This window comes from Leifsonia sp. Ger2509 (assembly GCF_055231915.1).
Map to the genome: position 1 here is coordinate 1,767,799 of NZ_JBUYVB010000003.1, position 24,850 is coordinate 1,792,648.

The window sequence follows — 24,850 nt, forward strand, 5'->3', positions numbered from 1 at the left end:
GACCCGCGCCCACTCGTCCACCGGCCGGGGAACACTCGTCAACGCGATAGGAGCACACCGATGTCGAACCTCCCCACAGCCACACCCCCCACCAAGTCCGCACCGACCCCGGGTATCTTTCGCGGGACCTTTGGCCGCGCCGGCCGATTTTGCGCGAAGCACAAGCTGCCCACCGCGGCGGCCGTGACCTTTCTCGGGGCTGGGCTTCTGATAGCCGGATTCTTCACGACAGTCACCATCCAACATACGATCGCGGATGCCTCCTACCAGGACGCTCGCATCGAGGCGGTGGCCTTCTATCGTTCCGATCAGAACGCGCAGGTCGCCTTCGCCGAAGGTCACCAGGATGTGACCCAGCTTGCCGAACAGGTGAAGAAGGCCGAGGGCATGTCCGTCGGGTACCTCTCTCCTGCGCAGCGGAACACTCTTGCCGACCACGGAAAGCTGCTTCGGATGTACGCCGGGTTCATCGCCGGCGAACCCGTGACCGCGCCGGTGCTGACCGGAACGGCGTCAACGGGAACGGACGAGCTCAACCACGCGGCAGACGCCCTCAGCCGCGAGGTCGCCGCTCAGCAGCTTGCGCACGCGACCACCTCGAAAGCCGCCACCGGGATCGTTGGACAACTCGACTACACGAACCGCGTACTCGCCGGAATGATCGAAGGGCAGCCGGCGACGTCGACCACCAAGAGCGTTGACGGTATCGACGTGACGGCGCGCACCGTCCTCGCTACCTGGCCGAAGGCCCCGCAAGCATCCAAAGACGCCGTGACGGCCGCCGCCGCCGCAGCACAAAAGGGAGTGAAGACAGGTGCGGAGCCGGCACCTCTTCTGCTGGATTACCTCGCCAAAGCACAGGCCGTCCATGCTGCCCACGACCAACAAGTCGCCAAAGAAGCTGCCGCAGCGGCGGCGGCACAGCAGGCTGCCGCGGAGGCTGCGGAGAGGGCGCGAGCGGGCTCCGGACCTGACCGTTATGGCACAAGTTCATCCCATACTGGAGGCGATTCGTCCGGGGGTGGATCGTCCAGCGACGTGCCCTCGGGCGGCAGCCGTCCAAGTAGTAGCGGAGAACCCGCTGCAGGCAATCCGAGCTCGAGCGGTGGCAGCCCTGCCGGTCCCAGCCACGAAAAGCTCGTCGAGTGGGGCACCCATGCAAGTGACTGCCGCCCAGATCTAGTTGCGACCTACCGCTATTGGGCATCGTATGGCGGCTACGTCGTGGTCCATGACCGCTACCTCACCGCCGACTTCAGAGACACCGGGACTGGCTGGGAAGTCACCGGTTCCTACTGCGTCCAGTAGCGACGCGCGAAACGCGTGGAGGCTCGCCCTACTCCCCTCTTGGGTGAGCCTCCACGCCCATGTCAGCCTTCAGCGGGTGACGACGACAGGAGTTCCCAGCGGGAGCTGGTTCACAGCGACCAAGGCCGCAACGGAAAGACGGATGCACCCGTGCGAGACCGCGCCCGCATTGGTCGAGTTGAAGTGCATCCCGATGAGACCGCCATCCGAACCGCCAAATGGCTCATCTACAGCACCCGAATGGAGGCTGGTGAGCAGAATCGGATGCTCGGCCTGTTGCGAGTCTTCGAAACGCGCCTGGAGATATCCGGTCGTGCCTATCGGTGTCGGCGTGCGATCCGTGCCGACTCCTACCTTGTAATCGACCGTGGACGTATCCCGCACAATCGAGAGCGTCTGGTGTGAGACCGAGATCCGCACAACGGAGTCAAGTTTCTCCACCTTGCTCAACATGTGCCGCGGCACCCATCCGGCCGTTTGGGCCGCCGCGTCCCCGCCCACCGTCGACGGTTTCGCCTGCCGCGACGGAGTAAGCACGAGAGCCCACTCCGCCGTCACCTTGACCGGAACGATTACTGTGGGCTCACCGAGGAAGTTCTTCGCCGGGATTCGCGCGATCGCCGAACCGTAGTCCGTACCGAAGACCGGAACGTCTGCCGTCGCCATATATGAGTAGGCGACGCCACTCGTAGAGGTGTCGCGATAATCGAGCAGGCCCGGGATCACCGCGTCGTGGTTCGCTGCGGGCAGCGCGGCAATCTGCTCGCCTGTAAGCGCAGGGGGCGCGGCAGCCGTCGGTGCAGGTGCTCGTGCAGTGACCGATCGCTCGCCGGACGCGTTCGAGGAATAAGCCAGCGAGGTCATGATGGCAATGGCGGCAACTACTGCCACAACGAAGCCTCCGATTCCTGTCAGCACCCGACAGTGCGCCCGTGCCCAGTTCGCTGGGTTGTCCGACTGTTTCGTCAAAAGTGTTCTCCCGAACGTAGAGGCGGGTCGGACAGAATCCGTCCGACCCACCCGAATGGTGTGCTTCTATCCAGCGATTACGGGCATCCGAACGGCTGGAGCCGGGGGCGTCGGCTCCAGCGGCGTGGGTGGAACCGGCGGCGTGGGTGGAACCGGCGGGGTCGGGGGTGTCGGGGGCGTTGGCGGGGTCGGCGGTGTCGGCGGGGCATCCACCGTGAACAGCTCGTCGAGGCAGCCGCCTTCCTTGTAGAGCTTCCCGTCGCGGTAAACCCGTTCAACGAAGCCGTACTGGATACCGGGGAGAAGCGCGCCCGTCTTCTGGCTGCGATAGATCGCGTGCTGATTCAGGCCCGGGGTCAGCTCGATCGGGTTCAGTGCCGGCCCAACCTGGTCTTCAGCGGTGCATGTGAGGGTCTCTCCGAACGGAACCGCATACAGCGTCACAACTGCCTTGTCCCCCTCCTTCACCCAGCCATCGACGTCAAGCAGGTCCTGCGCCCACGCGCTCTCGTGGACCTGTGGCGTCGTCACCACCGCGAGCTCCTCGACCGGTGTACTCTCCTCCGAGTCATCCGCGCGCGAGACGCCCAGCACATCACCCGTGTCGTGGTTCACCCACGTGTGAATCCAGACAATGTGCATCCCGGCAGTGACCGACTCATCCAGAGTCGGGATCGTCCAGGTGTGGTCGGCCGGGCCAGCCGTGTTCCAGACCGGGGTCTCGAACAGCCTTCTTCCGTCGGCGACATCCTCACCAGTTGCCGACTGCGCACCCGCCATCAGATAGGCGACGCTGGACACATCGATCCCCCCACGTGGGAACCATGCGGGCTCTCCCGTCACAGTTACCGTCTCCGAGGCCTCGGACGAAGGTGAGGCAAGCACCTGAGCCTTCGAACTGACCTGAGGCACATTGCGCGGAAACGGGTCGGAGAAGTGCGCAGACGCAGTCAGGGTAGACGGGATGCCAACCGCCGAAATCGTGTCCTGCCCGCCAGGCGTGCGATACAGATGCACCTGAGGAATCCAGTTCCCCTCCACCGTCGAGCTGTAGCTGCCGCCGGCCTCATAGGTGAGGCTGTTCGCGGGTGGGACACCCATCGTGTGCAAGGTGGCGGAATCTCGAACGGTCGCGGTATTCGAGCCGTTCTCGAGGAATCGCGCGTTCGAGAGTGTCAACGTCGTAACTGTGCCTACAGGAACGTTGCGAACTACGATCGATCCCTCGAAGTTGTGAGATGCGTCCATGTTGTTCTCGACAATCGGGACCAGCGAGGTCGCTCCCGGCTTGATCGCCTGCGCATCCGCAAGCAGCTTCTTCGAGATCGCCAATACCGTGTCGTAGTCGGCGCCGATCGCGTTCCTCGCCCAGGCGATCTGTGAATCGAACGTCGAACCAGGATTGCCGTTGTCCGCGATCATCCCGGCCGGATCCTTCAGGTACTGGATCACGAAGCCGGCCGCCGCGGCCCACATGTTGACGTTCGTCGGTTGGCCACTGAAGGCCGGGAGCGAGTTCATGTTCTTCGCCCCGATCGCAGCCGCGTAGTGCAGCTGGGCCTTGACGGTGTCGGACGCTCCCGCCAGATTCCCGACGATGCCCTGATCGACCGTCGCGGCAGACGGGTAGCCAACGCTCGGCTGGATGCACCAGGTGGGGACGCCGTTGACCGTGTGGGCGCCCTTGAAGGTGCCGGCGGCGTAGGAGCCGTAGCCGGGACCCTGCTCAGCTGCGATCGCTGGAGTCGCTAGGGCGACAGCTGCTCCTGCGGAGAGCGATCCGCAGATAATCGTGGCGATGAGCCTTGTTGCGGATGGTCGACGCCTGCGCTCTCGGGGTCTGGCCGGATGCGCGCTCGAGACGCCTCGGATGAAGAGGTTCATTGGGTGTGTCTTCCGTTTCTCAATTGAGCCCTCGACCTGTTCGGCGATCCGCTATGGATGGCTCTAGCCGAAGGCTCGTGTACACGACGTATGAGATCGCCGTTCACCCAATACGCGTCGGAAGCCGTCAGTTGTTCGCCGCAGTTTGCAGGCGATATCCCACTCTTGCGTGAAGAAGGATCCAGAGGGACAGATCGATCGAATCCACGCACGTTCTCTTGTCCCGCAACGCGAAAGGATTCTCCGGCCGTGGCTCGCGCGACGTCTGGCGGCGAGGCTCACTGCCCGTCCGGGCGTCGCGCGGGACACTCCAACGTCCGCGTCCGCGATACAAAAGCGTCTTGGATACGTCCCTCGCCCCGGTAATACTTCGACGCCTACAATCACCGCATGACCAACGCCCGGGGGCCGGAGTTTGAGGAAAGTGGCGATCCCGCTTGGATTGAACCTGAGATTAGACGCGGCGGAGCGCTAGAACCCGACCTGTACATGGGTTGGGGTCGTTGGCGAGCGCGAATCTTCCCGGCGAGTGACCATATTAGTGATCGCAATCCGTTGGCTATCGGCAGAAACGGCCTTCGGACCGCGGTGGACCGCCTCTTTCAAGTCCTTAGCGAACTACCCAAAGGGCTACCTGACGATGAGACGGTCAGACCCAGTGAGTCTCCGACCATTCGAGCAATCGTCGCCGTTTCTGATGCTCTGGAATGGGTACACAGCCTGCACGACCACCTCACGAGCGCCCAGATCTATCGGCGTCCGTCCGAACTCGATCGCGAACTTGGACCCTACATAGAGGGCCTAATCGGCGCTCGCAATGCGTCACATCACGGCCTAAGAAGAGTCGTCGGTTTTGTTCCAGTGCCAATGTCTGTCTATAGAGTCGATGGAGCCCGCTGGGTGCACAGCGGCGCATACATAGAAACAGATCACTCACTTCAGCTTCGGTGGGTCGAGACACTACCCCTGCGACCAGAAGCGCGGGAGCAGGGGAAGCCGGCCTTACGTGTCGCGGACCAGATAGACGCTTACGAAAAGCAGCTGGCTGGGCGCGATGTTCGCAATACGTTCAACGCCGCGATCGCGTTCTATTTCAGCGTGATTGAGCAAAAGCCATGGCCTTCCGACATCCTGTACGGTCCGGCGACCGCCCCACCGCCTATTGACCCGGCCGTCGTCGAAAGGTATGCGACAGGGCAGCCGATCCGTCCGAACCCCGAGCAAACCTGAAGCTTGCGCGTCGCCGATCGCGATGAGCGCCGTGCGGCAAGCACGCAGTCAGCGATACATGGGCTGTCGTTGGCGGAGAACCCACACAGCTACGCTCATAGACAGCATTCTTCGGGGACGCCTCGTCGTCCAGGATGGGGGCTTCCGACCCCGATCGTCATCATGGGCGCCTCGCGCCGGTCTCGATCACCAGAAACGCAGCACCTAATTCAGGTTCGCCCTAGGAAATCTACAGGTCCCAGCCGCTGGCCATTCGACCGGACTGTACAGAATTCGGCTGCTTTTGGCCCCCTCCCGCTACGATCGCTATCGTGACGGACAACGAAGTTCCGACGACGATCTACCACTACACGACTATCGCGAACGCTCTAGACATTTTCAAGTCGGGAGAGTTCTGGGCCAGCGACCTTCGATATTGCAACGACGCAACTGAGACTAAGTACGGTCGCAAGGACGTACTCGACCGGGTCGCAGCCCTCGCCGGAGAGATAAGGCGCGAACGTGCGCCTGTATCGCCCGGGGAGACCGATGGGACGAATTGGAACGGTGACAACCCAGAGTTCTTCGCCGGCATCCTCGAACGCATTGCCAACGAGCATCGCGACCCTTCGCGCGACCGGGGCGCCACCCCGTTCGGTGTCGCCTTCTCCAAGCAGGGTGACAAACTCAGCCAGTGGCGCGGCTACGCAGGCGACAACGGCTGCGCTATCGGAGTCGATTCAACACGCCTGGTCGCTGAATTTCCTGCGTTTCGGCTAGAAAAGGAGTTCCGGTCGATCTGCTACGGGCCGACGGGGATCGACGCCGTCTACACGAGGATCAAGGATTACGTGGCGCCTGAAGGCAAGGTTTCTACCAGCTTCGATTCCGAGCCAAACCACGAGGCGAAGAGCCTAACGGCAGCTGCTCGTGCGCTGCTGTCTGTCAAGGACGCAGGTTTCGCTGAGGAGGAAGAGGTCCGACTCCTTATTTCCATCCCGCCCTACTACCGAGCGGAAGGCTACAACTCCGACGGCGAGGATAGGGGGGTTCCAGGGTTCCGAGTCAACGCTACCGGCCTTGTCGTACCGTACTGGAGGGTACCGATCAACCGCGCGGCGATTACCGAGGTGCGCGTTGGGCCCGGGGTCCATAAGGAGCGCAATCTCGCGGCACTGGATGAGTACTTCAGGGGCTGGTTCACCGACTGGTACGACCCGTCCGTTCAGCCAGTCATCTGTGGCTCTGAGATCCCTTTCCAGTAGTCCGAAGACGACTGAGTTGGAAGCACCACGATCGAAGGATCGACTAGAAACGGGTCGAGCTCTCGGTCAGATCAAAACGACAGGTGAGAACCGCTCCGGTCCTAGCCCGACGGGAAATTGATGCCACCTGCCCGCGTCCATATGCGGGGATTTCTGGATCACGAACGGGTACCGCGGCGTCCGGGCCTATCGCCCCCGACGTTTCGATCGAGCACAACCGAATGTCAACAACGTCCGTCATTTGTGTGGCGTGAGACGCGCGCCGCTGACTTGGGCTGACAAAGCCCCCGACTGCTCTAGCCAGGCTTCTAGTTCCCCAGCGCTCGGGTAGGAGGACTGAGCCCCACGTCGGGTCGCGGCAAATCCGCCTGCCGCGGTCGCCACCTCCACGGCCTCCAACAACAGAGACCCCGCCGCCAGGCGGGCACAGAGCGCGCCTGCGAACGCGTCACCGCACCCGGTCGTGTCGACGGCTTCTAAATGCACGGCAGGTACGACGAGCGACACGAACGGAGAATCGAGCCCGAGTTCGCGGTGCAGGACCAGCGATCCGCGAGCGCCGAGGGTGACAACTGCTGCTCCGATTCCGGCTGCGGCCAGTCGCTCTGCCAGCGCCGGCACGCTGGATTCGGGCGCGAAGACGGTTTGGCCGATGAACTGTGCCGCTTCGTGTTCGTTGACGAGAAGAACGTCGATCGACTCGAGCAGCTCACGCGGCACGTGGCGGAACGGCGAGAGGTTCAGGACGACTTGCGCACCATGCCGCTGGCCCATCGCCGCCGCCTGAAGCACGGATTCCACAGGGATCTCCAGAGCGAGACTGACAATCGAGCTCCCCTCGAAAACGCCGTCGTCGAGAAGGTCTTCGGTAACGCAGTCGTTGGCGCCGGGCACCACGGTGATCGTGTTCTCGCCCGACGCATCGACCTGGATGATCGCGCGTCCAGTTGCGACATCGTCTAGACGAGCGACGTGGAACGTCTCTATTCCCAGCGCGTGTGCTTCGCGGAGCAAGTAATCGCCCGCCGCGTCTGTCCCGACGGCCCCGACCAGACGGACGGACGCCCCGAGCTTGGCCGCCGCGGCCGCCTGGTTCGCGCTCTTGCCGCCAGGGCTCTCCGCCAGGTCGCTGCCGGTGAGCGTCTCACCGGCCATTGCGAACCGCGGCACGCGTACGTTGATGTCGAGGTTCATCGAACCGACGACAGCGATGGTGGCCATGATCTCTAATGGATGACGGTGCAGCGTGTGGGGCCGAACCACACCACGTCTTCGCGCTTGACACCGTAGAGGTGGTTGCCGATGAACGGTTCGACCGCCCACGCACCCGTCATGACAGTCTCGTTCCAGGCGTCGATGTAACCGTCGTCGTACGAAGACTCGACGGTGAGGGAGTGTCCGATGTTCGACAGGCGGTCCAGGAGCACGAAGTCGGTTTTGTCGAGCTCTTCTTTGAATACACCGAACCAGTCGCACGCGCGCATGCCCGGGCGCGCCGACGCGAGCACGTGAGCGTGGATGCGTTCGATGGTGGCGAGCGCCTCGACTTGGGCAACGTTGTCGCCGCGGACGAACGAACGAGTGCAGTCGCCCCACCAGCCGTCAGGGGTGACAGGGTGCACATCTACCATGCCGAGGTCGAGGTTCCAGAGGGCGCGGTCGGAGGGCTTGTCGGTTGGGAAGCAGCTGAGGGTTCCGATACCGAATCCGACCGTGGTCGGTGTCCACACACCGGTGCCGCCGAGTTCGACCACGAGCCGGTCGATTCGGTCCCGTACCTCGCGTTCGGTCTCGCCGGGCCGCGCGGCAGCGGCCGACGATTCTGCAACACGGATGGCAAGGCGCTGCGCCTCCACGAGACCCGCGGGCGGCTCATCCGTGATCACCCGTTCCGCCATCGACGCGTTCAGTGTCGGTGTGCTCATTTCAGTACTCCTTCTCGTAGTGCCGTGCTGTTTCGGTCGTGGGCCGCGAGCCAGCTGATCAGCTGCTGCCACAGGGTCGGGTAACCGCGCCAGGCGAGGAACTCGACCGGCAGCCAATGGGGCCCCATGTCGCTCGCGAACGCTGCGACCCGCCCTGCGCCGGCCTCGCCGATGACGAGGAGCGGATGTCCACCGACCTCGACGAGGGTCTCAGTTCCCGCCTTGGCTACCAAGCGGTGGTAGCCAAGGAGGTGCGGCCAGGTGTCGTCCAGACCTGCGGTTATCTCATGTGCAGCGACCACGGACGCGATCACACCCTGGGGCGTCTCCTCGCGATCGTCTCCGATCTCCATCTCGACGGGCAAAACACCCGCGAGCGCGGTGTTGCGATAATTCGCCTTCGCCTCGATGCCCTGAAAGCTTAGGTAGCCCCCGACCATAAGCAGCGAACCGCCTCCGCGAACCCATTCGGCGAGAAGGGCGAGTCGGTCCGGCATCCGACGTCCACGCTGGAACACCGACCCGGGTAGAAGAAGGGTGTTCGCGCCGATATCGCTCAGCACGACGACGTCGAACGCGTTCAACTCATCGAGGGTCGACGGGAAGAGATCGGCCGCCACGTGGTTGGGCTGGAACACGACCTCGACATCTGCGGCCTCGAGTGCGGCGATGAAGTGTTCCGCGCCCTCTTCGTAGACGGATGTCATGAAGGTGTCGAACCCCTTGGTGTGAATCGAGGTCGTCGACCACGACTCCCCCGCCAACAGAATCCGGCTCATGCGTGGACTCCCTTCGTTGCGTGGGCGAAGCGCCCGATCCGGTCGACCAGCTGGTCGAGAAAGTGGTTGGCGTCGGTCGACCAGGCGATGTCGGCGTTGGGCCGCCGACCCCACGTCCCCCGCAGGTCGGCGACGGTCGTGCCGCGCGTGAGGGTGCCCGCGAGCTCGACGTCGATGGTCGCCGGCCGTAGTTGCGCGAGCCCGGGATCGATCGCGAGTGCCGCCGCGAACGGGTCGTGCATGAATGCGGCAAAACCTCCGCCGTTGTCCGACTGATTCTCCATGTAGAAGCGGACGGCATCGGAGAGTGCGCGCACGATGGGGTTGGTTGCGGTCGACCGGGTACCACGCGGGTCGTCCGTCGAGATCACTTCGGCTGGGGCGCTGCCGGCGAGTTCGGCGATCCTCGCCACGTGGGCCGGCGTGAAGACAATCTGCTCGGTGATGTCGAGCCCGCACACGATCGGTCGCCGATCGTCGGGAACCGTCGCGAACGCATCGAACACGATCTTCGCCGCCTCCGGATCGACCGCGATGTTCCATTCGGAGGTCGGTGTGGTGTTGCCAGCGTGGTTGTACGAGCCGCCCATGACGACGAGACGCTTTAGAAGGAGGGGAAGCTCGGGTTCGAGGCGCAGCGCCAGGGCGAGGTTTGTGAGGGGGCCCGTGATGAGACCGACAATTTCGCCCGGGCGGCTGCGGACCTCCGAGACCCAGACCTCGGTTGCGTGCCGCGCCGACAAACCCTGCGAGGGCGCGGGCAGTTCGGCGTAGCCGATCCCCTGCGGCCCGTGCGTCACCTCGGATGTCTCCAGCGGCTGGACGATTGGCACCTCTGTGCCGAGTGCCACTTCGATTCCCGTTCGACCACAGAGTTCGAGCAGCGCGAGGTTGTTGGCGGCCACCTGGCGCGCCGGCACGTTGCCGGCAGTGCATGTGATCGCCACGATCTCGGCGTCTGGGCTCGCAAGCAGATAGAGCAGCGCGAGCGCATCGTCGACACCGGTGTCGACGTCCATGAGGATGGGCTGTGTCACGAGAGCACCCGCTCGTCGGTGAGCTGTCGGATCGCCGTTACGAACGTCCGAACGTGGTCCGAGTCAACGTCGCCGGTATCAATGTACGTGTCCTTGAGGTAACTGCCGACGATGACCGCGTCGGCGTGGGCCAGCGTCGTCGCGCAGTTCTCGGGCGTCACTCCGGCTCCGACGACGAGTGGAAAATCGGGTCCGAGGATGCTGCGGAACTCGGCGGTCTTCGCCACCGGCGTCACAAGGCCCGTTCCATCACCGGTCACCACGATCGCGTCGGAGCGCTCTGCGCCGAGCCGCAGGTCTTCTTCGAGGCTGCGGCCGGAGCGGTACGGCTGGTATTTGAAGCGCACCCCGCCGAGAACGAATGCATCAGATGCGCGCCGCGCTTCTGCGAGGCGAGCCGCAAAGTCCCCGTCCTCGTCAACTGGTAGGTGCCCGGCGACCGAGTCGAGCTGGAGAAAGCGAGCACCGAACTCGTTTGCGACCTCGAACGCACGCCAGTCGTCCTTGAGTACGTTGACGCCGAAGACGGCCTCGGGTCGCGTGGTTCTCAGGTAGTCGCAGACGGCGACCACGTCATCCACGTCACCGTAGTAGTTCTCAACAATCAGGGCGTCGACGCCGTTGGACCACAACTGCTCGATTTCGCGCTTGGCACGCTCGAACCGGTCGGAGTGGTCGTCGCCCTTGAGGTGCAGCATTGCGAAGACGGGCCTCGCGGACGAGAACGATTCGAGGAAGCTCTGGGTAGGCATGGATGTCCTGTTCTTTTGGGGCATGAGGTGGTCAGGGAACGAGTGCGACAACGTCGCTGATGGTGAGGGCGCTACGGCTGAGCTCGAGATCGCGCGCGAGTTGAGCCACTTCGAGGCGTTTGATTCGCGCGCGATGCAGCACGTCGTCGTCCGCGAAGACGTCGGCGCACGGGCCGTCGGCCACAATGGTGCCGTTCGCCATCGCGATGACGCGCTCGAAGGACTCGACGACGAACCGCATGTCGTGGGTGATCGTGACGACCGCGATGCCGTCGGCGCCAAGCCGATCGATCATCGTGTTGAGCAGCTCCAGGCCTCGAAGGTCCAGGCCTGCGGTGGGCTCGTCCAAGATGACGTACCGGCACTCACCGACGAGGACGGCGCCGATCGCGACGAATTTGCGGATGGCCGCCGGCAGATCCTTCGGATTCGCATCGAGGTAGGCGGCGATGCCCGCCAGGTCAATGGCGCGTGCGACACGTTTGTCGCGCTTGGCTGCATCCCACTTGTAGTAGCGGGGCATGAACTCGACCTCGGTGCGCACGTCGCTGCTGAAGATCTGGTCGTCCGGGTTCTGGAACACGTAGCCGACACTGCGTGCGACCTCAGCGGTGGTACGGCGTGCCGTTGAGACCCCGTCGATGATGACTTCACCGCTGGTCGGCTTGAGCAGGCCGTTCATCAGTTTCACGGTCGTGGTCTTGCCGGCGCCGTTCTGGCCGACGATGGCCAGCCGCTCGCCGTCATCGATCCTCAGGTTCACGCGCGTGACTGCCGGCGAGCCGTCAGGATAGGTGAAAGCGACGTCATGCAATTCGATCGGCACGATAGACCTCTTCGATTCGGGCGCTCACGGCGCGATGTGCTTCTGCGCGGGTCACCGGCATGAATGGCAGCGGCTTCCCGGCCTCCCGGAGCCTCCATGCGAACTCGGTCACTTCGGGTGCGGGGACACCGGTGTCGACGAGGTCCGGTGAGGTGAGGACATCGGTGGTGGGGCCCGACATCGCGACGGCGCCGTCCTTCAGCACCGTGATCGTGTCGGCGTACTCCGCCATCAGGTCGATCTTGTGCTCGACGAGCACTATCGATTTGCCGCGGTCCTTGAGGCCACCGATGATGCCGAAGACCGCTTCCGACGCCTCGGGGTCGAGCTGCGACGTCGGCTCGTCGATGACGACGACGTCGGCATCCATGGCGATGATGGACGCGAAGGCCACCTTCTGCCGCTGACCGCCCGAGAGCTCGTTCGGGTTCTTACGAACGAGCGATTGGATGCCCAGCTGCTCGACGACGCGCTCGACGCGCTCGATCATCTCTTCTCGGGGGACGCCGAGGTTCTCAAGGCCGATCGCGATCTCCTCGAACACGGTGTCCTTGATCCCGCTGATCTGGGTGAACGGGTTGTCGAACACACACCCGATCGTGCGAGAGAGCTCTGCCGGGTTCCAGTCGAGGAGGTTGCGGCCGAGGACCACGACCTCGCCCTCGAGGTCCCCCTTGTGGAAGTGTGGGATGATGCCGCGGATCAGGCCGCACAGCGTCGTCTTCCCGCTGGCGTTCAAGCCCACAATGCCGTGCAGCTTGCCCTCCTCCAGCTCAAGGGTGACCCCGTTGAGCGCTGGAGATTCGGCGTAGGCGTATGTAAAGCGCACGTCGCGCAACGAGACTAGAACCATCCGACTGCCCCACCGATACAACTCAGGATCGCCGCGACGATCGCCAGACCGACTATGAACCATTCCCACCGCGGGGTCGCTCGCATCAGCACCAGGTGGCTGTGCGGGATGTGGGAGTTGAACGCGCGCGCATCCAGTGCGATCGCGCGTTCCTCGGTCGCCGTCATCGCAGACAGGAACACCGGCGCGAGCACGGGGAAGAACGCCTTGACCCGCTTGCCGATGCTGCCCTCGGTCTCGATCCCGCGCGCTTTTTGCGCATCCATCACGACCTTGGCCGTCTTTCCGAGATCGGTGATCGCTTGAAAGGACGCTAGGAGCACGTAGCTGGCGTATGGCGATAGGCCGCGCAGTTCGAGAGCGAGCATCAGGTTCCGGATGGGGACGAGAGCGAAGAAGAGCGCTACCGCACCGCAGATGGCCATTACGACTGTCGAGAACCGGAGCCCCTCGATGATGCCCTCCTTGGTCACGCTGATGGGTCCCAGAGTGAACAGTACGGTCGCACCTTTGAGGAGCAATGCCCGAAGCACGAACAGCAGCAGACCGACCACCAGCCAGAGCTTCAGAAAGGTCAGTGTGAACGACCGGCCCACACCGCCGGCGAAGGCGAGCGCCACGAAGACGAGGCTCACAGCGACCGGGGCGATGACGCCCGGAATACCGACCGCGATCACGGCGAGGGCCGTCAGCACCAATAGTGTCGTGATGGGGCTGCGATCACGGAGCCAGTTCCCGAGGGTCGCCTCCTGCCGGAAGGTGTCAGCGAATCGGTCGCCGTGGGCGGGGACAGCGGTCATGAGCTCGACGATCCGGACTCCACCGTCTCGACGGAAGCCGGTGCGGAGGGGGACGTGCGCGGTTTCGCCAGATACACCCAGCCGAGCGGCAGTTTGACGAGCAGACGCTTCGGGATGCCCTTGATGATCGCGTACACGATGAGTACGGTGGGCACCTTGTCGAGGATGTCCATCGGCAGTTGCGCGGCGAAGTTGGCCGCGTTCAGGTCCATGCCCATGGCAACGAGCGCGCCGACGATGATGGCGCCGCCGCCGACGGCCAGGCCGCCGAAGACCCAGATGGTGATGAGCGCACCTAGCACGCCGCCGATGAGGGCGAACGGAATCGCGCTCAGCAGGGCCTTCCACCACACGCGGAAGACGCCGAGTCGGCCGAACCAGCCGGCCAGCAGACCGAACATGATGCTGAGGATCGCGTAGGCGAAGGTCGGCGGCGACGTGATCGAGTTGATCGCATTCGACAGGAATCCGACCAGTGCGCCGGGGAGAGCCCCGCAGGTGGCGCCGACCAGGATCGTTCCGATGCTGTCGAGGTAGACCGGCAGTTTCAGAAGGAGAGCGATCTGGCCGCCGACGAAGTTGATAGCGATGCCGATCGGGATCATGAAGATGGTGAGGCTGCCGTAACTGCGCATCAACCGTGCGAACTTGCTGTTGCTTGCCACTTTCGGGCCTTTCTGTTTGGTGCCGACGACGATGTCGGTCACGGATTACGCGGTTCGGACGAACTGCGCTCTGAATGAATTGACCACTTCGGCTGTGGTCATGCCGCCTCGAGCGCCGGCCTTGCCGACCGACAAGGCCGCTGCCGCGTTGGCGAACTCAGCGGCCTCGATCACATCCCCGGTGGTCGAGTAGGCATAAAGGAATGAACTCGAGAAGGTATCGCCCGCGCCGGTCACGTCGACGACATCGACCGGGAAGCCGGGAACGGTCGTCATGCCTTCGGCGGTGTACAGCTCGCAACCCTCACTATCCCGGGTGACGACGATTGCCGTCGCCCCCGCGGCGAGGTATGCGCCGATACTCCTACCGCTCTGGGTGAAGCGCTGCTCGCCGAGTGCATTCATGAAGAGGATGTCGCAGAGCTCGATGAGGTCGGACTGGTGGTGCTCGTGGTTGTACACGTCGATATCCATCACGACTTTCACTCCACGGTCGCGAAGCGCGCTCAGGATGTCCCGAGCCGTCAGCTCACCCATGCGGAAGGGCTTCGCGTCGGTAAGGCTGGTGACGAGGAACTCGGCACCGGCCATGTGCTCGAAGGCTGCGGGCGTGATCTCGGTGTGCGTGATACCGAGATTGGGGATGAGCACGATGTGCTGGTCACCCGAAAGAAGGATGATGCAATGCGAGTCGGGAACGGCCTCGTCGAAGATCACGTGTTCGGTGTTGAGGCCCAGGCCAGACAACTGGCGCAGCAGCTTCTGGGTCAATTCACCAGAATTCAGCTGCGACATGAAGGATGTCTTCATGCCATAGTTCGCGAACACCGCTGCGGAATTGGCCACCATGCCCCCGAACTGCACGGGCAGGGCCTCGACGATCACCTTGTCTCCGGCCACCGGGAACTGCGGTGCGACGAAGTATTCGTCCTGCGCGACGTCCCCGAAGAATACGGAGTAGGTGTCGCGGGTCATCGTGCGACCTCGCTTGTCGACTGGCGGGCGATCAGGGTGACGGGCAGTATCTGCTGCTCGGCGCCCATCGCCTGCTTCGACTCGAGAGAGTCGATCATGCGCGTTGTCGCGATGGTGCCGAGGCCGATCACATCCTGGCGGACGGTCGTGAGCGTCGGGAACGCGTAGCGCGCAGCGGCGACGTCGTCGAACCCGACGACAGAGATGTCGCCGGGAACGTTGATACCGTGCGAGCGCAGGGCGTTGACCACACCGAGCGCCATCAGGTCGTTGTGCGCGAAGACGGCGGTGATTCGGCCGCTGGCTAGCTCGTCAAGATATCGCTCGGCGATCGCGCGCCCGCTCTCCTCGGTATTGTCGCCGGTGAAATCCTGGATGCTCGTGGCGCCGAGGTCATCCCAGACCGCCAGGAACCCGCGGCTGCGCGAAGCGCTCGACACGGGGTGACCCTCGACGCTGATGATGAGGGCCGAGCGATGGCCGAGCCCTGCCAGATGTTCGGCGGCCAGACGGCCACCATCCTCGTTGTCGGAGACGACGGCGGGGAACGCTGTGCCTTCGACCTGGTCGTCGACGAAGACGAGGGGCATGCCGCCGAGCAATGCACCCAGCTCTTTCTCTGTTGGGGGCGCGCCTGCCGAGTAGATAATGCCGTCGACGGCGCGCGAGTTGATCATCTCGAGGTAGTGCAGCTCGCGGTCGCGATCGGAGCCGGTGGTGGCGAGGATCAGGTTGTAGCCTCGGTCGACAGCCGCGCGTTCGACGCCCTTGGCGAGTTCGGCGAAGTACTCCATTCCGATGTCGGGTACGACCAGCGCGAGGATGCGCGTGACACCGAGTGCGAGGTTCTGGGCGGAGCGGCTCGGGACGTAGTCGAGTTCGGCCATGGCGGCGAGCACGCGGGCCTTGATTTCGTCGCTCACCTTGCGGTTGCCGCTGAGGGTGTGCGAAACCGTCGTCGAGCTGACCCCGGCATGTTCAGCCACATCGGCGATCGAGACCACTGGAATCCTCCTTGATTTTGCAAACCGCTTTGGCAAGCGCTTTGCAACAATGTAGCCTGAGTGCCACACAAGCGCAAGTGCGCAACCGAATGCGGTGGGAGACGACAATGACAGACCAGGAACGCACGCTGTTCGTTACCGACCTCGACCGGACATTGCTGCGCTCGGACAGCTCCGTCAGCGATGACACGGCACGGTTGCTGAACTCGGCGATCGAAGGCGGCGCCCTGTTCACTTACGCGACAGCGCGCTCCTTCCGCTCCTCACGGCGCGTGACAGGGGCGTTGCGACTCCGACTGCCGGTCATCACGTACGGCGGCACCATCACTGCCCACCACCAGACCGGCGAGCCGATCGACATCCGTCTGCTCCCCGAGAGTGTCGTCGCGAATGTGCGGCACGCGTGTGATCAAAGCGGCGCGACCCAGCCCATCCTTCATACGTTTGAGGGAGGTCGGGATTGGCTGCGCTGGCAGCCCGAACACGAGGCTGCGGGTACGACAGCGTTTCTTGACGCGAGAGCCGGCGATCCCAGACTTCGACCGATCACCACTGATGACCCGATCGACTTGTCGTCAGTGTTCTATGTGGCAATCCTCGCCTCACGTCGCACCCTGTCGGTACTTCGCGAGGATCTGCGTTCGACCTTGGGCGATTGTGCTCACTTTCTGAGCGACGATCCAGGGACGCCAAGCTTCAGTTGGCTCGAGATTCACAGCAGCACCGGCACAAAGGCGGAGGCGATCCGCCGGCTCATGCAGGACCTCGGCGCTGACCGCCTTGTCGTGTTCGGGGACAACCATAATGACGTCCCCATGTTCGCAATCGCCGACGAGGCCTACGCAGTCGCCAACGGCATACCCGAGCTGAAAGCCATCTCCACTCGGGTCTTGGAGACCAACGACACCGACGCTGTAGCGCGCTGGATTAGCGCGCGGACATCATCGTGATTGGTAGTCATTTGGACGAAACGCAGCGCGATGGGTGCCGCACCAAACCGCATCCGATCGAAGTCTCACTGCGGGCGCGGGCGCCTACCCAGAACCGCCACAAGCGACACAAGTGACACCAGCGCCCACACACCTTCGAGCAAAACAAAGCCCCACTGTCCAGACCGTATGGCTTCGCCAGCCAGTACGCCGGAGCCGGCCAGATTCAGAACTAGATAGAGCTTCGACTTCGGGTTCAAAACTCCGCGCTGAGCAAGCAAGAACGCCGCGAGTACGAGAAGGGACCCAGCGATTTGGACAACCTGATCCATGACAGCTCCTTTTTGGAGCGTCGTCTTGTCAGACCGGGTACGGCGCATCTCGTCCAGAGCAACATCGGAGGATGTCGATCGGCCAAGCATACCCGTCGATGGCAGGACGTGAGAGGCCGTTCACGGCTACAGCAATCGATGATCGACTCGGATATGCGCAAACGGATTGAGTGCGCCCGCAACCACATCCCCACCTGTGACCTCGGTCGACACCAGCCGTCCGCGCCTTCAGCAGATTGTCCCAATCAGCTGTCCGAAAGTGCTTCGTCAGCAGACGCTCCACGATCTCCGCCAAATAGGTTGTCCGTGCGCGGCGCGGGTGCCACAACACGTAAGCCGTCCTGGTAGCGGATCGCGAAAGGGGCGCATCTTTGGCCTTCAGAGCAAGGTTCGCTGCACATCTCGACCCGAAACGCTACGCCTCACCGCCCTGCATGCGCGTTGGTATCTCACGTCTGAATTGACTCAGTTGCAGGTCGGCCCGTCGAAGCTCTGCAACGCTCCATTATTCTCGGTCCATGTCCTACGTTGCAGAGACCGCGGTGCTCTCCGAGCTGCGCCCCGGAGAGCGTCTGCTTTGGAGCGGTCGGCCGGAGGCGCGAGCTCTCTTCATTCCGGCCGACGGATTCCTGATCCCATTCGGTCTGCTGTTTCTTGCTTTTGCGGTCTTTTGGACAACGCAGGCAGCGCAAAGCGCACCGGTGTTCTTCCCGATTTTCGGATTCTTGTTCATTGTCATCGGGCTGTATTACGTGTTCGGCCGATTCTTCGTCAAGGTCTGGCGCAAGCGTCGAAGCGTCTATGCGGTCACCGACCGGCGCGCGTTCGCGGTGGAGGGCGGAACAGTCACAGATACGCCGATCATCGGCGTCGGGCGAACGGTGAGCCGATCACCGCGGAATCGACTCGTCTCGGTGGCGTTCACCACCGGCCGAGCCGCAACGTGGAATCCGATGGGCGGCGGAAACCGGATGCCTCTCAACTCAGGCCTCGACGGACTAATATACCAGCGCCCACTAGCGTTCTTCGATGTCCCAGACGGCGACGGGCTCCTTCGCGCACTCGTCGAGGCAGAGTCCCTCCAACAGCGATCCCGTTGAGGGTGTGGGCGAGCGCTATCGGTCGCTCAATCAACGAGGCGTCCCGATAGCAGAGCACGATAGGTCCAAAACACCCATCGGCACTCTCCTTGCGTCCACTCTCGCCCGGAGGTTCTCGCGCTAACGCGGCCAGCTAATCCGGCATTTGGGAGCGGTGGTTGCATAACAACCCCAGGGTGGAGAGCCGCGCTAAGTCTGACCCCGCCGAGGGGCACGTCCATAAAAGTGCTAGCGGCGCACTTCAAAAGAGCTTCAACATATGCCCTCGTTATGCCTGATCCAGGGGTTTTTTGCATTGGGCGATCGCAAGCCGGTACGTGGCGAAGACATTATTCGGGCGTTCGTTCGTCAAGCCCTAGTTTCTGAATTATCCGAATGGCCATAGCCGGCTGAGCCGTTTGCGGGACTATAACAGGCTCCCCCATCCAACGCCGGCGGGGTAGGTCGGAATGTCCTGAGGACCCGCTTGAGTGCGAACTTGGATGTTCAGCTTGCCGACTTTGCGAAGGCCAATCTTGGACATGGTCGGGTGCACCCCGAGTATTGCCTCTTTCGGGATCTCCGTCACCAGATTCGGCTCGCCGATGCCACCCTAAACAAGCACAGCGTCCCAATGGACCTCGAGTATGTAAGACCCTGTCCTAAAGCCTGAATATTGGTTCCCTAGCGAGATTGCAAGCATCGTGTCATCGCGTCCTGAGAACCCGACCAGGAGCGAATCGGGGTGAGCTCGCTGCACCGATGTCCTGCGTCGAGCGGAGTTGGAAACGAATATGAAGGTGAGCCCGAAAAGTAAGACAAGCCCAGTGATGACAGCCAGCAGCTGAGGCACGAGCCAAGAGGCGGTGTTGGGGGACGTGCGCTCCACAATGACGAGCGCGACGGACGAAAGCGCACAAAGGCCGATCGCTGCGAAGCGGAGAATCCATCGTGCACGAACGCGCGAACGCGCGAACGAGCAAACCCCGACCGTGCCACCAACGCCTCCACACCAAAACCAGGTCGTGCTAATAGGCACGCGAAAGCGAGCATAGGGGCAGAACGTAACGTTCCACATTTCATGCGAAACCCCACAGAATAGCGGAACCCCGCAACCGTGCGGAACCAGCGAGGCGGCGTAACTACTGGGGTAGATTAAGCGGTCGAAATCGCTCAGCCGTGACCAGCACTCGTACAGAAGCTGATCACGATTACCCTCAACTGGGTCGAGGGCCGACTCGACTGCGGCGTCTCGAAGAACGCGAAAGTCGCTGACTTGCATCGAACGCAGCGAGCCATACGACCGCACGCACTTTCCGCTCGTGCTGCCTCACTGCCAAAACGAGGAACGGCGCAAGGACGAGCGCTCCGAGGATGCCGAGTACCCCTCCAAAGAGCAGGCTCGCAAACCAGGGCTGTGCGCCGGAATGAATCGGGTTTGTTGGCGCAATCACGAGTCCGAGAAACGCGACGAAGAGTCCGGCCATCGCCAGCTGGATCGTCATGGAATCATCTGCGATACGGCGACGCAGTTCCGTACGGACTTGAAGCTGCAGTTCGGGGTTCTCTCGGTGGAACGCGTTGACTCGTTGCAACGTCACCAGCATGTCCCTATGAACATGTCGCGCGACAAGCGCGTCAACCTTACTCAATGCCGAGACTTTCGCTGGCCCGGAAGCCGCGACTTCAGCATGCTCCAACTAGTTTCTCGAGGCCAGATTCGTTCACGATCGGGACCCCGTAGTCGCGCGCCTGCCTCGCCTTTCCAGACATCGAGTCCGGGTCGGCCGCGACTAGAAGCTTGGTCTTCTTCACGACGTTTTCCTTCACGATGAGGCCCATGCGAGTCAGCAGTTCTGCCCAGACCTCTCGCGGTTTCGTCATTTCTCCGGTCAGGACGACAATGTCGCCTGGCGTGAGCCGAAAGCCGGAACTGACCAGCGGCGCCGAGTTGAGCGGCGCGCTGCCAAGTGCGCTCTCAACTACTACGCCGTCGACGCCAAGGACCGCGCCCACCTCACGAATATCGTGGATCTCAGCCACCGTGAGCACATGGTCTTCCCACGCCGAAGCGACAAGGCCGTCGAAGTACGCGCGATGCGCCAATCGCACATCGTTTGCTGACATATCAAGGTGTGCAGCGAGTTCCAGGAGCGCCGAGGCCTCAGAGACAGAGACCACGCGGTCGAGCAGGACTCGATCCAGCAACGCCAAGTAGTCAACATTCAGATGACTTCCCACCCTCGCCGTCGTAAGCGAACCGACCAAGCGAGACATGAAGGATACCTCGGGCTCGAACGCCTCCGTGCGGGCAACCCACGGGACAGACAAGTCGACGGCGAACGGCCCATGCGGGGATGCGGAAGCCAACCAGCCCTCCCAATAGTGCGGGTCGGGCACTTCTTTCATCTGGGTATGAAACAGCTGCGCCGTAGCGAAGGCGTCACCTCCGGCGCTATGCGCCCCAACGAGGTCGACGCCGGCCGCGCTGCAACACTCGGCGAGTCGGCGGTGACCGGACAGGCTCTGGCTCAGCCGCATGGTGCACAGCCACCGATTCGACTCCGGCACGTAGAACCCGGCGTCCGTCATCTGGTAGTTGAGGAATCCCGAATCGAACACTGCGTTGTGCGCGACCGGCACACGGTCATCCATCAGCTCGGCCACACGTGGCGCGACCTGGTCGAAGATCGGTGCCCGGGCCGCGGCTGCTGCGCTGATGCCGTGGATGTGCTGCGGCCCCATGTCGCGCAGCGGATTCACGAGGGTCTCGTGTCTCGACTCGATCTCGCCATCCGGGGAGACCAATACGATCCCGATTTCGACTATCCGGTCGTGCTTGGTTGGGAAAAGACCCGTCGTCTCCAGATCAATGACCACGAAACCTTTGCTCATGCGCGCTCAAACCTCCCCCACGAAGTTATCGGTGCGAACGGCGGAGCATCAGCCGCCCAAACGGGGCACTTCGTATCGGTAGTCCTTGAAGGCCGGGGCTTTGCGCATCACATGCCCGCGTTCTAGTGCATCGAGCAGGTTCCACGCTCTCATTGCTCGGGGCGCCTCGTGAAGGTGTCGGCGAGCTGAATAATCCCACCTCGTCTAAGGCGAGAGCTCAGACCTTGCCCGGATCGATATCACGAAGTTCTTGAGGTCGAAGGCGAAGAGATCGTCGTTTCGCGTGGTCGCATTCTTGAGAAGAGTGAGCCGCGCATACGTATGGAAAAGCGGTTCAGAAAAATGGAATCGCCCGTCAAGATTCTTTCGAACAACGGCTCCCCGACCCTCGTGGCTTAGTTGACGAAGGTAAGTTGTAAGGTTCCCGGACGGATAGTCGGGATGGCTCCGCCTAATTTGGGCCAAAATGTCACCATGCAACGCACCGCCCACATCTAGTGCAGCCAGCGACGCCAGAATCAGTCGACAGTTGTCGTATCCAGTTGATTTGGTCCGCTTCAGCGCGCTTTCGAATTTTGCCCTTAGGGTCGCAGATGACGACAGGACATATTGCTCCGCAGCCGCCCTCAGATCGTCTTCTGTAAGCCTCGTCAGCTCTCGCTGCGTCCGCTTTATTCCGCGAGCAAGTAGGGAATTGAGCGCGAGCGCGTGTGCGACGCTTGCGCTACCGATCGAGTTCCTGACGATCTCGGATTCCAAATCGGTGAAATCTACGTTCATCAGTCGGCCGCCGCTCGAGATCAGCGTGCGTAGCTCCGCGTCTGAGAACGGCGGGACGAACACTTCCGCCACGCGGTTCCTCATTTCTGCGTCATAGCTAACAACGTCTCTTGCTGAATCAGTCGCTCCAATCACAACTATTCTCAGCTCGGGATAGTTGGCTCCGAGATCAGAAAACACTTTCATCGTTTGCGCAAGCGCACGCCGTTCAGCGGCGGGAACCTTGTGGAAGTCTTCAATAAGCCAGCACTGCCCAGACGCACCAATCAATTCCCCTAGCCGCTGGGGAGTGAGTTGCGGCGGGACTATGCGCGAGCTTGCCGTTGCTGAATTCTCCTGCGTGGACGTCGTAATTCCCGCGCGGATAACGCTGATCGAACTTCCGATTTCGCCCGCAATAGCTGCTTGGCGCCCGGAGTTCTTTTCGGTTTCTACCCAATGCTCGAGCGAATCAAATCCTTGGAGCAGCACATCACTATAGGTCGACGTGGACGTACACCGGGTGACGATGTACTTGGCGTACTTACCAGCGAGCTCCTTCGCAAGCAGTGTCGACTTTCCGGAGCCGCTCTCCCCATAGACGATGACCTGCATCCCGGGGCTGCTCAAGGCAGACTCAAGGAGGGCAAGCGGCCGATCGCGAGGCACGAAATTCTCCTGTGCAGGCACGCCAGGAGTGAACACTCTATATGCACTCAGTTCTGTTCGTTTCCGCGGTCGACTACCAAAGAGTGCCACGACTCACCTCACCCGAGGGCGTTCGGTCCTCTCGTACTGTTTCGACCATAACGCCCACCCGTAGGCCAAGCCGAGATACCGGGCACCGGCAACTTCGTGGCGATCGCTTCAGCCGGGCCGGTGCTTATTCGAAACGCGCCACCGCGAACCGTTGCAGAACAGCATATTGGCGCGTCCAGACGTCGACGCTAGGCAGCGGCAAAGGCCGGTCAATTGGTGGCTTCCTGTCTTTCTTGAATAATCCTCACTATACTCGAAACGGAGAGGGCAAGGACGATGTCGATCTGGTCCCAGTTCAGCGAGCGCCACCCCGAGGTGGCCGAACCGGTTTCCTACGTGGATGAGTACTTGCGCACGTCGCCAAGGCGGGACCGGATCTTTGGAAATCCGCGGGAGATCGAACGATGGCAGTATCTTCGGTCCCAGCTTCTTGGGGTCGGCGCCTGGCTAGATCAGTACAGTCAGGCGATGCTTCCTGTCGTGTTCGTATCGTCCCGAGCTATCGGCGAAGGCTTGATACCGCTCGAGGAATCTCCTGTCGCCGACCTTCGTTCAGCCGTAGACGTAGGACCGAATTTGTTGGCCGTCGGGATCGAGCCCCCAGCCTATTCGCTGGACCGCCGCTCGGCACCCGGTTACGCGTGGGGATGCGCAACGGAATGTCCGGAACGCTTGCCGATCGGAATGGGACGCTCGGTTTCCTAACGGCGGGCCACGTGGCACCCGACGTTGGCGCGCTAGTTCGGGATCGTGCTGGATATGTGATCGGGAGTGTGATCGAGTCCGAATCACCCGGCTCCGCATCTTTGACGCCAGCGGCCGATGTCGCATTTGTTGAGTGCGCGTCTGGCGGTTCATCGCGAATATCGCGCGCTCTGGTCACCGTCGCCGAGAGAGACCTGGTTGAATACGCAGGGCAAAGAGGTTCGATGACCACATGGATTCAGGCCCTTTCGCCGAACTTCGTTGTGGACCAGTCACGGGCAGGATGGGCGGAAATTGCGATGACCGCCGGTCCAGTCGCGGATGAGGGCGACTCGGGCGGATCAGTCTTCTGCCCAGACGGCTCCCTAGCCGGGCATGTAGTGGGAGGCACTAGGAGCAGCTACACACTCGTGCAAGGCGCGGAATTTCAACTCGAAAGAGTCCACGCCGTCGCGATTGAAGAGCAATATCCATGAGCGAAATCAACTCAACCTTGATCGCTTGGCTATCGATGATCGCCGCCGCAATCATCTTCATCGCTGCCCTAGTCGACCTCATTTCAACGTGGCCGGGCAGGAAGAAGGCCGAAAGTGCCATTGCCGCCGGGTCAGAAAAGATGAAGAAATTCGCCGAGGAAGAGCCGGGCAGCGACATGGCCAAGGAGTATGCGGGTCTTGACCTCAAAGGAAGTTGGGAGGCTCTAGGAAGCCTCGCCACAGCCCTAAAGGATCTTGATCGCTCGTCAAGGCTATTTCTGCTATCTCTAGCGTTTCTCGCAGTTGCTGGCGCCACGGTCGGGCTGCAGGCAATCGGTTCGGGCTTGGCGGCCGCCGGGTCGTGATCCTCGCGTGCCTCACTCGATTCCTCAGCGGCCGAACGTATCGCGACCAGGCGACGACCTGATTGGTGCACGAGGGGCACCGTGAGGGCGTGACCCCGCCAGTGCCGGACAGGCCGGAGCGAGAAGTCGCAGGCGACCGATTGGGCCAGGCAACAGGAGACGTCAGGAGAAAAGAGCCGAATACGGAGAACGAACGAAGCTGAGAACAAGCGAACGAACACAATATGAGAGCTGCGAACCGAGCATTCAACCGAGCAAGGCCAATCGAGGAAAGCCAATGCACGTATGCTCTCGAATTCG

Annotated in this window: 22 protein-coding genes and 1 riboswitch; of the genes, 6 read left to right on the forward strand and 16 right to left on the reverse strand. The window is 62.4% G+C overall.

The features are described 5' to 3' along the window. Window positions 1-60: 60 nt before the first annotated feature. Window positions 61-1,308, forward strand: a complete 1,248-nt coding sequence (locus ACV7NN_RS08700; RefSeq protein ID WP_463349173.1) for a hypothetical protein — start codon at window positions 61-63, stop codon at window positions 1,306-1,308. 69 nt (window positions 1,309-1,377) lie between these two features. Here ACV7NN_RS08700 and ACV7NN_RS08705 read toward each other — a convergent pair whose 3' ends face one another. Both ACV7NN_RS08705 and ACV7NN_RS08710 read right to left on the reverse strand, forming a co-directional pair. Further along, window positions 1,378-2,199 (reverse strand): L,D-transpeptidase, encoded by an 822-nt coding sequence (locus ACV7NN_RS08705; RefSeq protein ID WP_463349174.1) that lies wholly within the window; start codon window positions 2,197-2,199, stop codon window positions 1,378-1,380. A 144-nt stretch (window positions 2,200-2,343) separates the two neighbouring features. Next, a complete protein-coding gene (locus ACV7NN_RS08710) occupies window positions 2,344-4,161 on the reverse strand; it encodes a hypothetical protein (protein WP_463349175.1) in 1,818 nt (605 codons plus the stop codon). 390 nt (window positions 4,162-4,551) lie between these two features. Between ACV7NN_RS08710 and ACV7NN_RS08715 the strand changes: the two genes are divergently transcribed. Beyond that, the gene (locus tag ACV7NN_RS08715) at window positions 4,552-5,391 is read left to right on the forward strand and encodes a hypothetical protein (protein WP_463349176.1); all 840 of its coding nucleotides are present in this window, start codon (window positions 4,552-4,554) and stop codon (window positions 5,389-5,391) included. A 311-nt stretch (window positions 5,392-5,702) separates the two neighbouring features. Further along, window positions 5,703-6,635 (forward strand): DUF2971 domain-containing protein, encoded by a 933-nt coding sequence (locus ACV7NN_RS08720; protein ID WP_463349177.1) that lies wholly within the window; start codon window positions 5,703-5,705, stop codon window positions 6,633-6,635. 237 nt (window positions 6,636-6,872) lie between these two features. Here the strand turns inward: ACV7NN_RS08720 and ACV7NN_RS08725 are convergent, their stop codons facing one another. Genes ACV7NN_RS08725 through ACV7NN_RS08775 form a run of 11 tightly spaced genes read right to left on the reverse strand, consistent with a single transcriptional unit; the run spans window position 6,873 to window position 16,251 of the window. After that, the gene (locus ACV7NN_RS08725; RefSeq protein WP_463349178.1) at window positions 6,873-7,856 is read right to left on the reverse strand and encodes a ribokinase; all 984 of its coding nucleotides are present in this window, start codon (window positions 7,854-7,856) and stop codon (window positions 6,873-6,875) included. Window positions 7,857-7,861: 5 nt separating this feature from the next. Then, window positions 7,862-8,560 carry a M24 family metallopeptidase gene (locus ACV7NN_RS08730; protein WP_463349179.1) on the reverse strand — a complete coding sequence of 233 codons (699 nt, stop codon included), beginning with the start codon at window positions 8,558-8,560 and terminating at the stop codon, window positions 7,862-7,864. Further along, complete coding sequence (locus ACV7NN_RS08735) at window positions 8,557-9,339, reverse strand: glutamine amidotransferase (RefSeq protein ID WP_463349180.1); 783 nt, start codon at window positions 9,337-9,339, stop codon at window positions 8,557-8,559. The genes ACV7NN_RS08730 and ACV7NN_RS08735 overlap by 4 nt, the downstream gene beginning before the upstream one ends. Continuing rightward, window positions 9,336-10,376 (reverse strand): nucleoside hydrolase, encoded by a 1,041-nt coding sequence (locus ACV7NN_RS08740; RefSeq protein WP_463349181.1) that lies wholly within the window; start codon window positions 10,374-10,376, stop codon window positions 9,336-9,338. The genes ACV7NN_RS08735 and ACV7NN_RS08740 overlap by 4 nt, the downstream gene beginning before the upstream one ends. Then, the gene (locus ACV7NN_RS08745; RefSeq protein WP_463349182.1) at window positions 10,373-11,128 is read right to left on the reverse strand and encodes a BtpA/SgcQ family protein; all 756 of its coding nucleotides are present in this window, start codon (window positions 11,126-11,128) and stop codon (window positions 10,373-10,375) included. The genes ACV7NN_RS08740 and ACV7NN_RS08745 overlap by 4 nt, the downstream gene beginning before the upstream one ends. A gap of 31 nt (window positions 11,129-11,159) precedes the next feature. Further along, window positions 11,160-11,954 carry an energy-coupling factor ABC transporter ATP-binding protein gene (locus ACV7NN_RS08750; protein WP_463349183.1) on the reverse strand — a complete coding sequence of 265 codons (795 nt, stop codon included), beginning with the start codon at window positions 11,952-11,954 and terminating at the stop codon, window positions 11,160-11,162. Then, entirely contained in the window at window positions 11,935-12,807 is an 873-nt protein-coding gene (locus ACV7NN_RS08755) for an energy-coupling factor ABC transporter ATP-binding protein (protein ID WP_463349184.1), read from the reverse strand. The genes ACV7NN_RS08750 and ACV7NN_RS08755 overlap by 20 nt, the downstream gene beginning before the upstream one ends. After that, on the reverse strand, window positions 12,798-13,607 hold the full coding sequence (locus tag ACV7NN_RS08760; RefSeq protein WP_463349185.1) for an energy-coupling factor transporter transmembrane component T: 810 nt from the start codon (window positions 13,605-13,607) through the stop codon (window positions 12,798-12,800). The genes ACV7NN_RS08755 and ACV7NN_RS08760 overlap by 10 nt, the downstream gene beginning before the upstream one ends. After that, a complete protein-coding gene (locus tag ACV7NN_RS08765; RefSeq protein ID WP_463349186.1) occupies window positions 13,604-14,314 on the reverse strand; it encodes a hypothetical protein in 711 nt (236 codons plus the stop codon). Before ACV7NN_RS08765 ends, ACV7NN_RS08760 begins: the two co-directional genes overlap by 4 nt. A 3-nt stretch (window positions 14,315-14,317) precedes the next feature. After that, on the reverse strand, window positions 14,318-15,247 hold the full coding sequence (locus ACV7NN_RS08770; RefSeq protein ID WP_463349187.1) for a carbohydrate kinase family protein: 930 nt from the start codon (window positions 15,245-15,247) through the stop codon (window positions 14,318-14,320). Further along, window positions 15,244-16,251, reverse strand: coding sequence for a LacI family DNA-binding transcriptional regulator (locus tag ACV7NN_RS08775; protein WP_463349188.1), 1,008 nt, complete (start codon window positions 16,249-16,251; stop codon window positions 15,244-15,246). Before ACV7NN_RS08775 ends, ACV7NN_RS08770 begins: the two co-directional genes overlap by 4 nt. 107 nt (window positions 16,252-16,358) lie before the next feature. On the opposite strand from ACV7NN_RS08775, the gene ACV7NN_RS08780 reads away from it, so the two are divergent. Then, a complete protein-coding gene (locus ACV7NN_RS08780) occupies window positions 16,359-17,201 on the forward strand; it encodes an HAD hydrolase family protein (RefSeq protein ID WP_463349189.1) in 843 nt (280 codons plus the stop codon). Window positions 17,202-17,266: 65 nt separating this feature from the next. On the opposite strand, the gene ACV7NN_RS08785 is transcribed toward ACV7NN_RS08780, so the two are convergent. Then, window positions 17,267-17,560, reverse strand: coding sequence for a CBU_0592 family membrane protein (locus ACV7NN_RS08785; protein ID WP_463351268.1), 294 nt, complete (start codon window positions 17,558-17,560; stop codon window positions 17,267-17,269). After that, window positions 17,527-17,593: riboswitch (guanidine-III (ykkC-III) riboswitch) on the reverse strand. Its footprint overlaps the gene before it by 34 nt. A 437-nt stretch (window positions 17,594-18,030) precedes the next feature. On the opposite strand from ACV7NN_RS08785, the gene ACV7NN_RS08790 reads away from it, so the two are divergent. After that, complete coding sequence (locus ACV7NN_RS08790) at window positions 18,031-18,612, forward strand: hypothetical protein (protein WP_463349190.1); 582 nt, start codon at window positions 18,031-18,033, stop codon at window positions 18,610-18,612. Window positions 18,613-20,277: 1,665 nt separating this feature from the next. Here ACV7NN_RS08790 and ACV7NN_RS08795 read toward each other — a convergent pair. Beyond that, window positions 20,278-21,486, reverse strand: a complete 1,209-nt coding sequence (locus ACV7NN_RS08795; RefSeq protein ID WP_463349191.1) for an exonuclease domain-containing protein — start codon at window positions 21,484-21,486, stop codon at window positions 20,278-20,280. Window positions 21,487-21,690: 204 nt separating this feature from the next. Next, window positions 21,691-22,860, reverse strand: coding sequence for a hypothetical protein (locus ACV7NN_RS08800; RefSeq protein WP_463349192.1), 1,170 nt, complete (start codon window positions 22,858-22,860; stop codon window positions 21,691-21,693). A gap of 1,321 nt (window positions 22,861-24,181) precedes the next feature. Between ACV7NN_RS08800 and ACV7NN_RS08805 the strand changes: the two genes are divergently transcribed. Continuing rightward, complete coding sequence (locus tag ACV7NN_RS08805) at window positions 24,182-24,550, forward strand: hypothetical protein (protein WP_463349193.1); 369 nt, start codon at window positions 24,182-24,184, stop codon at window positions 24,548-24,550. Window positions 24,551-24,850 lie beyond the last annotated feature (300 nt).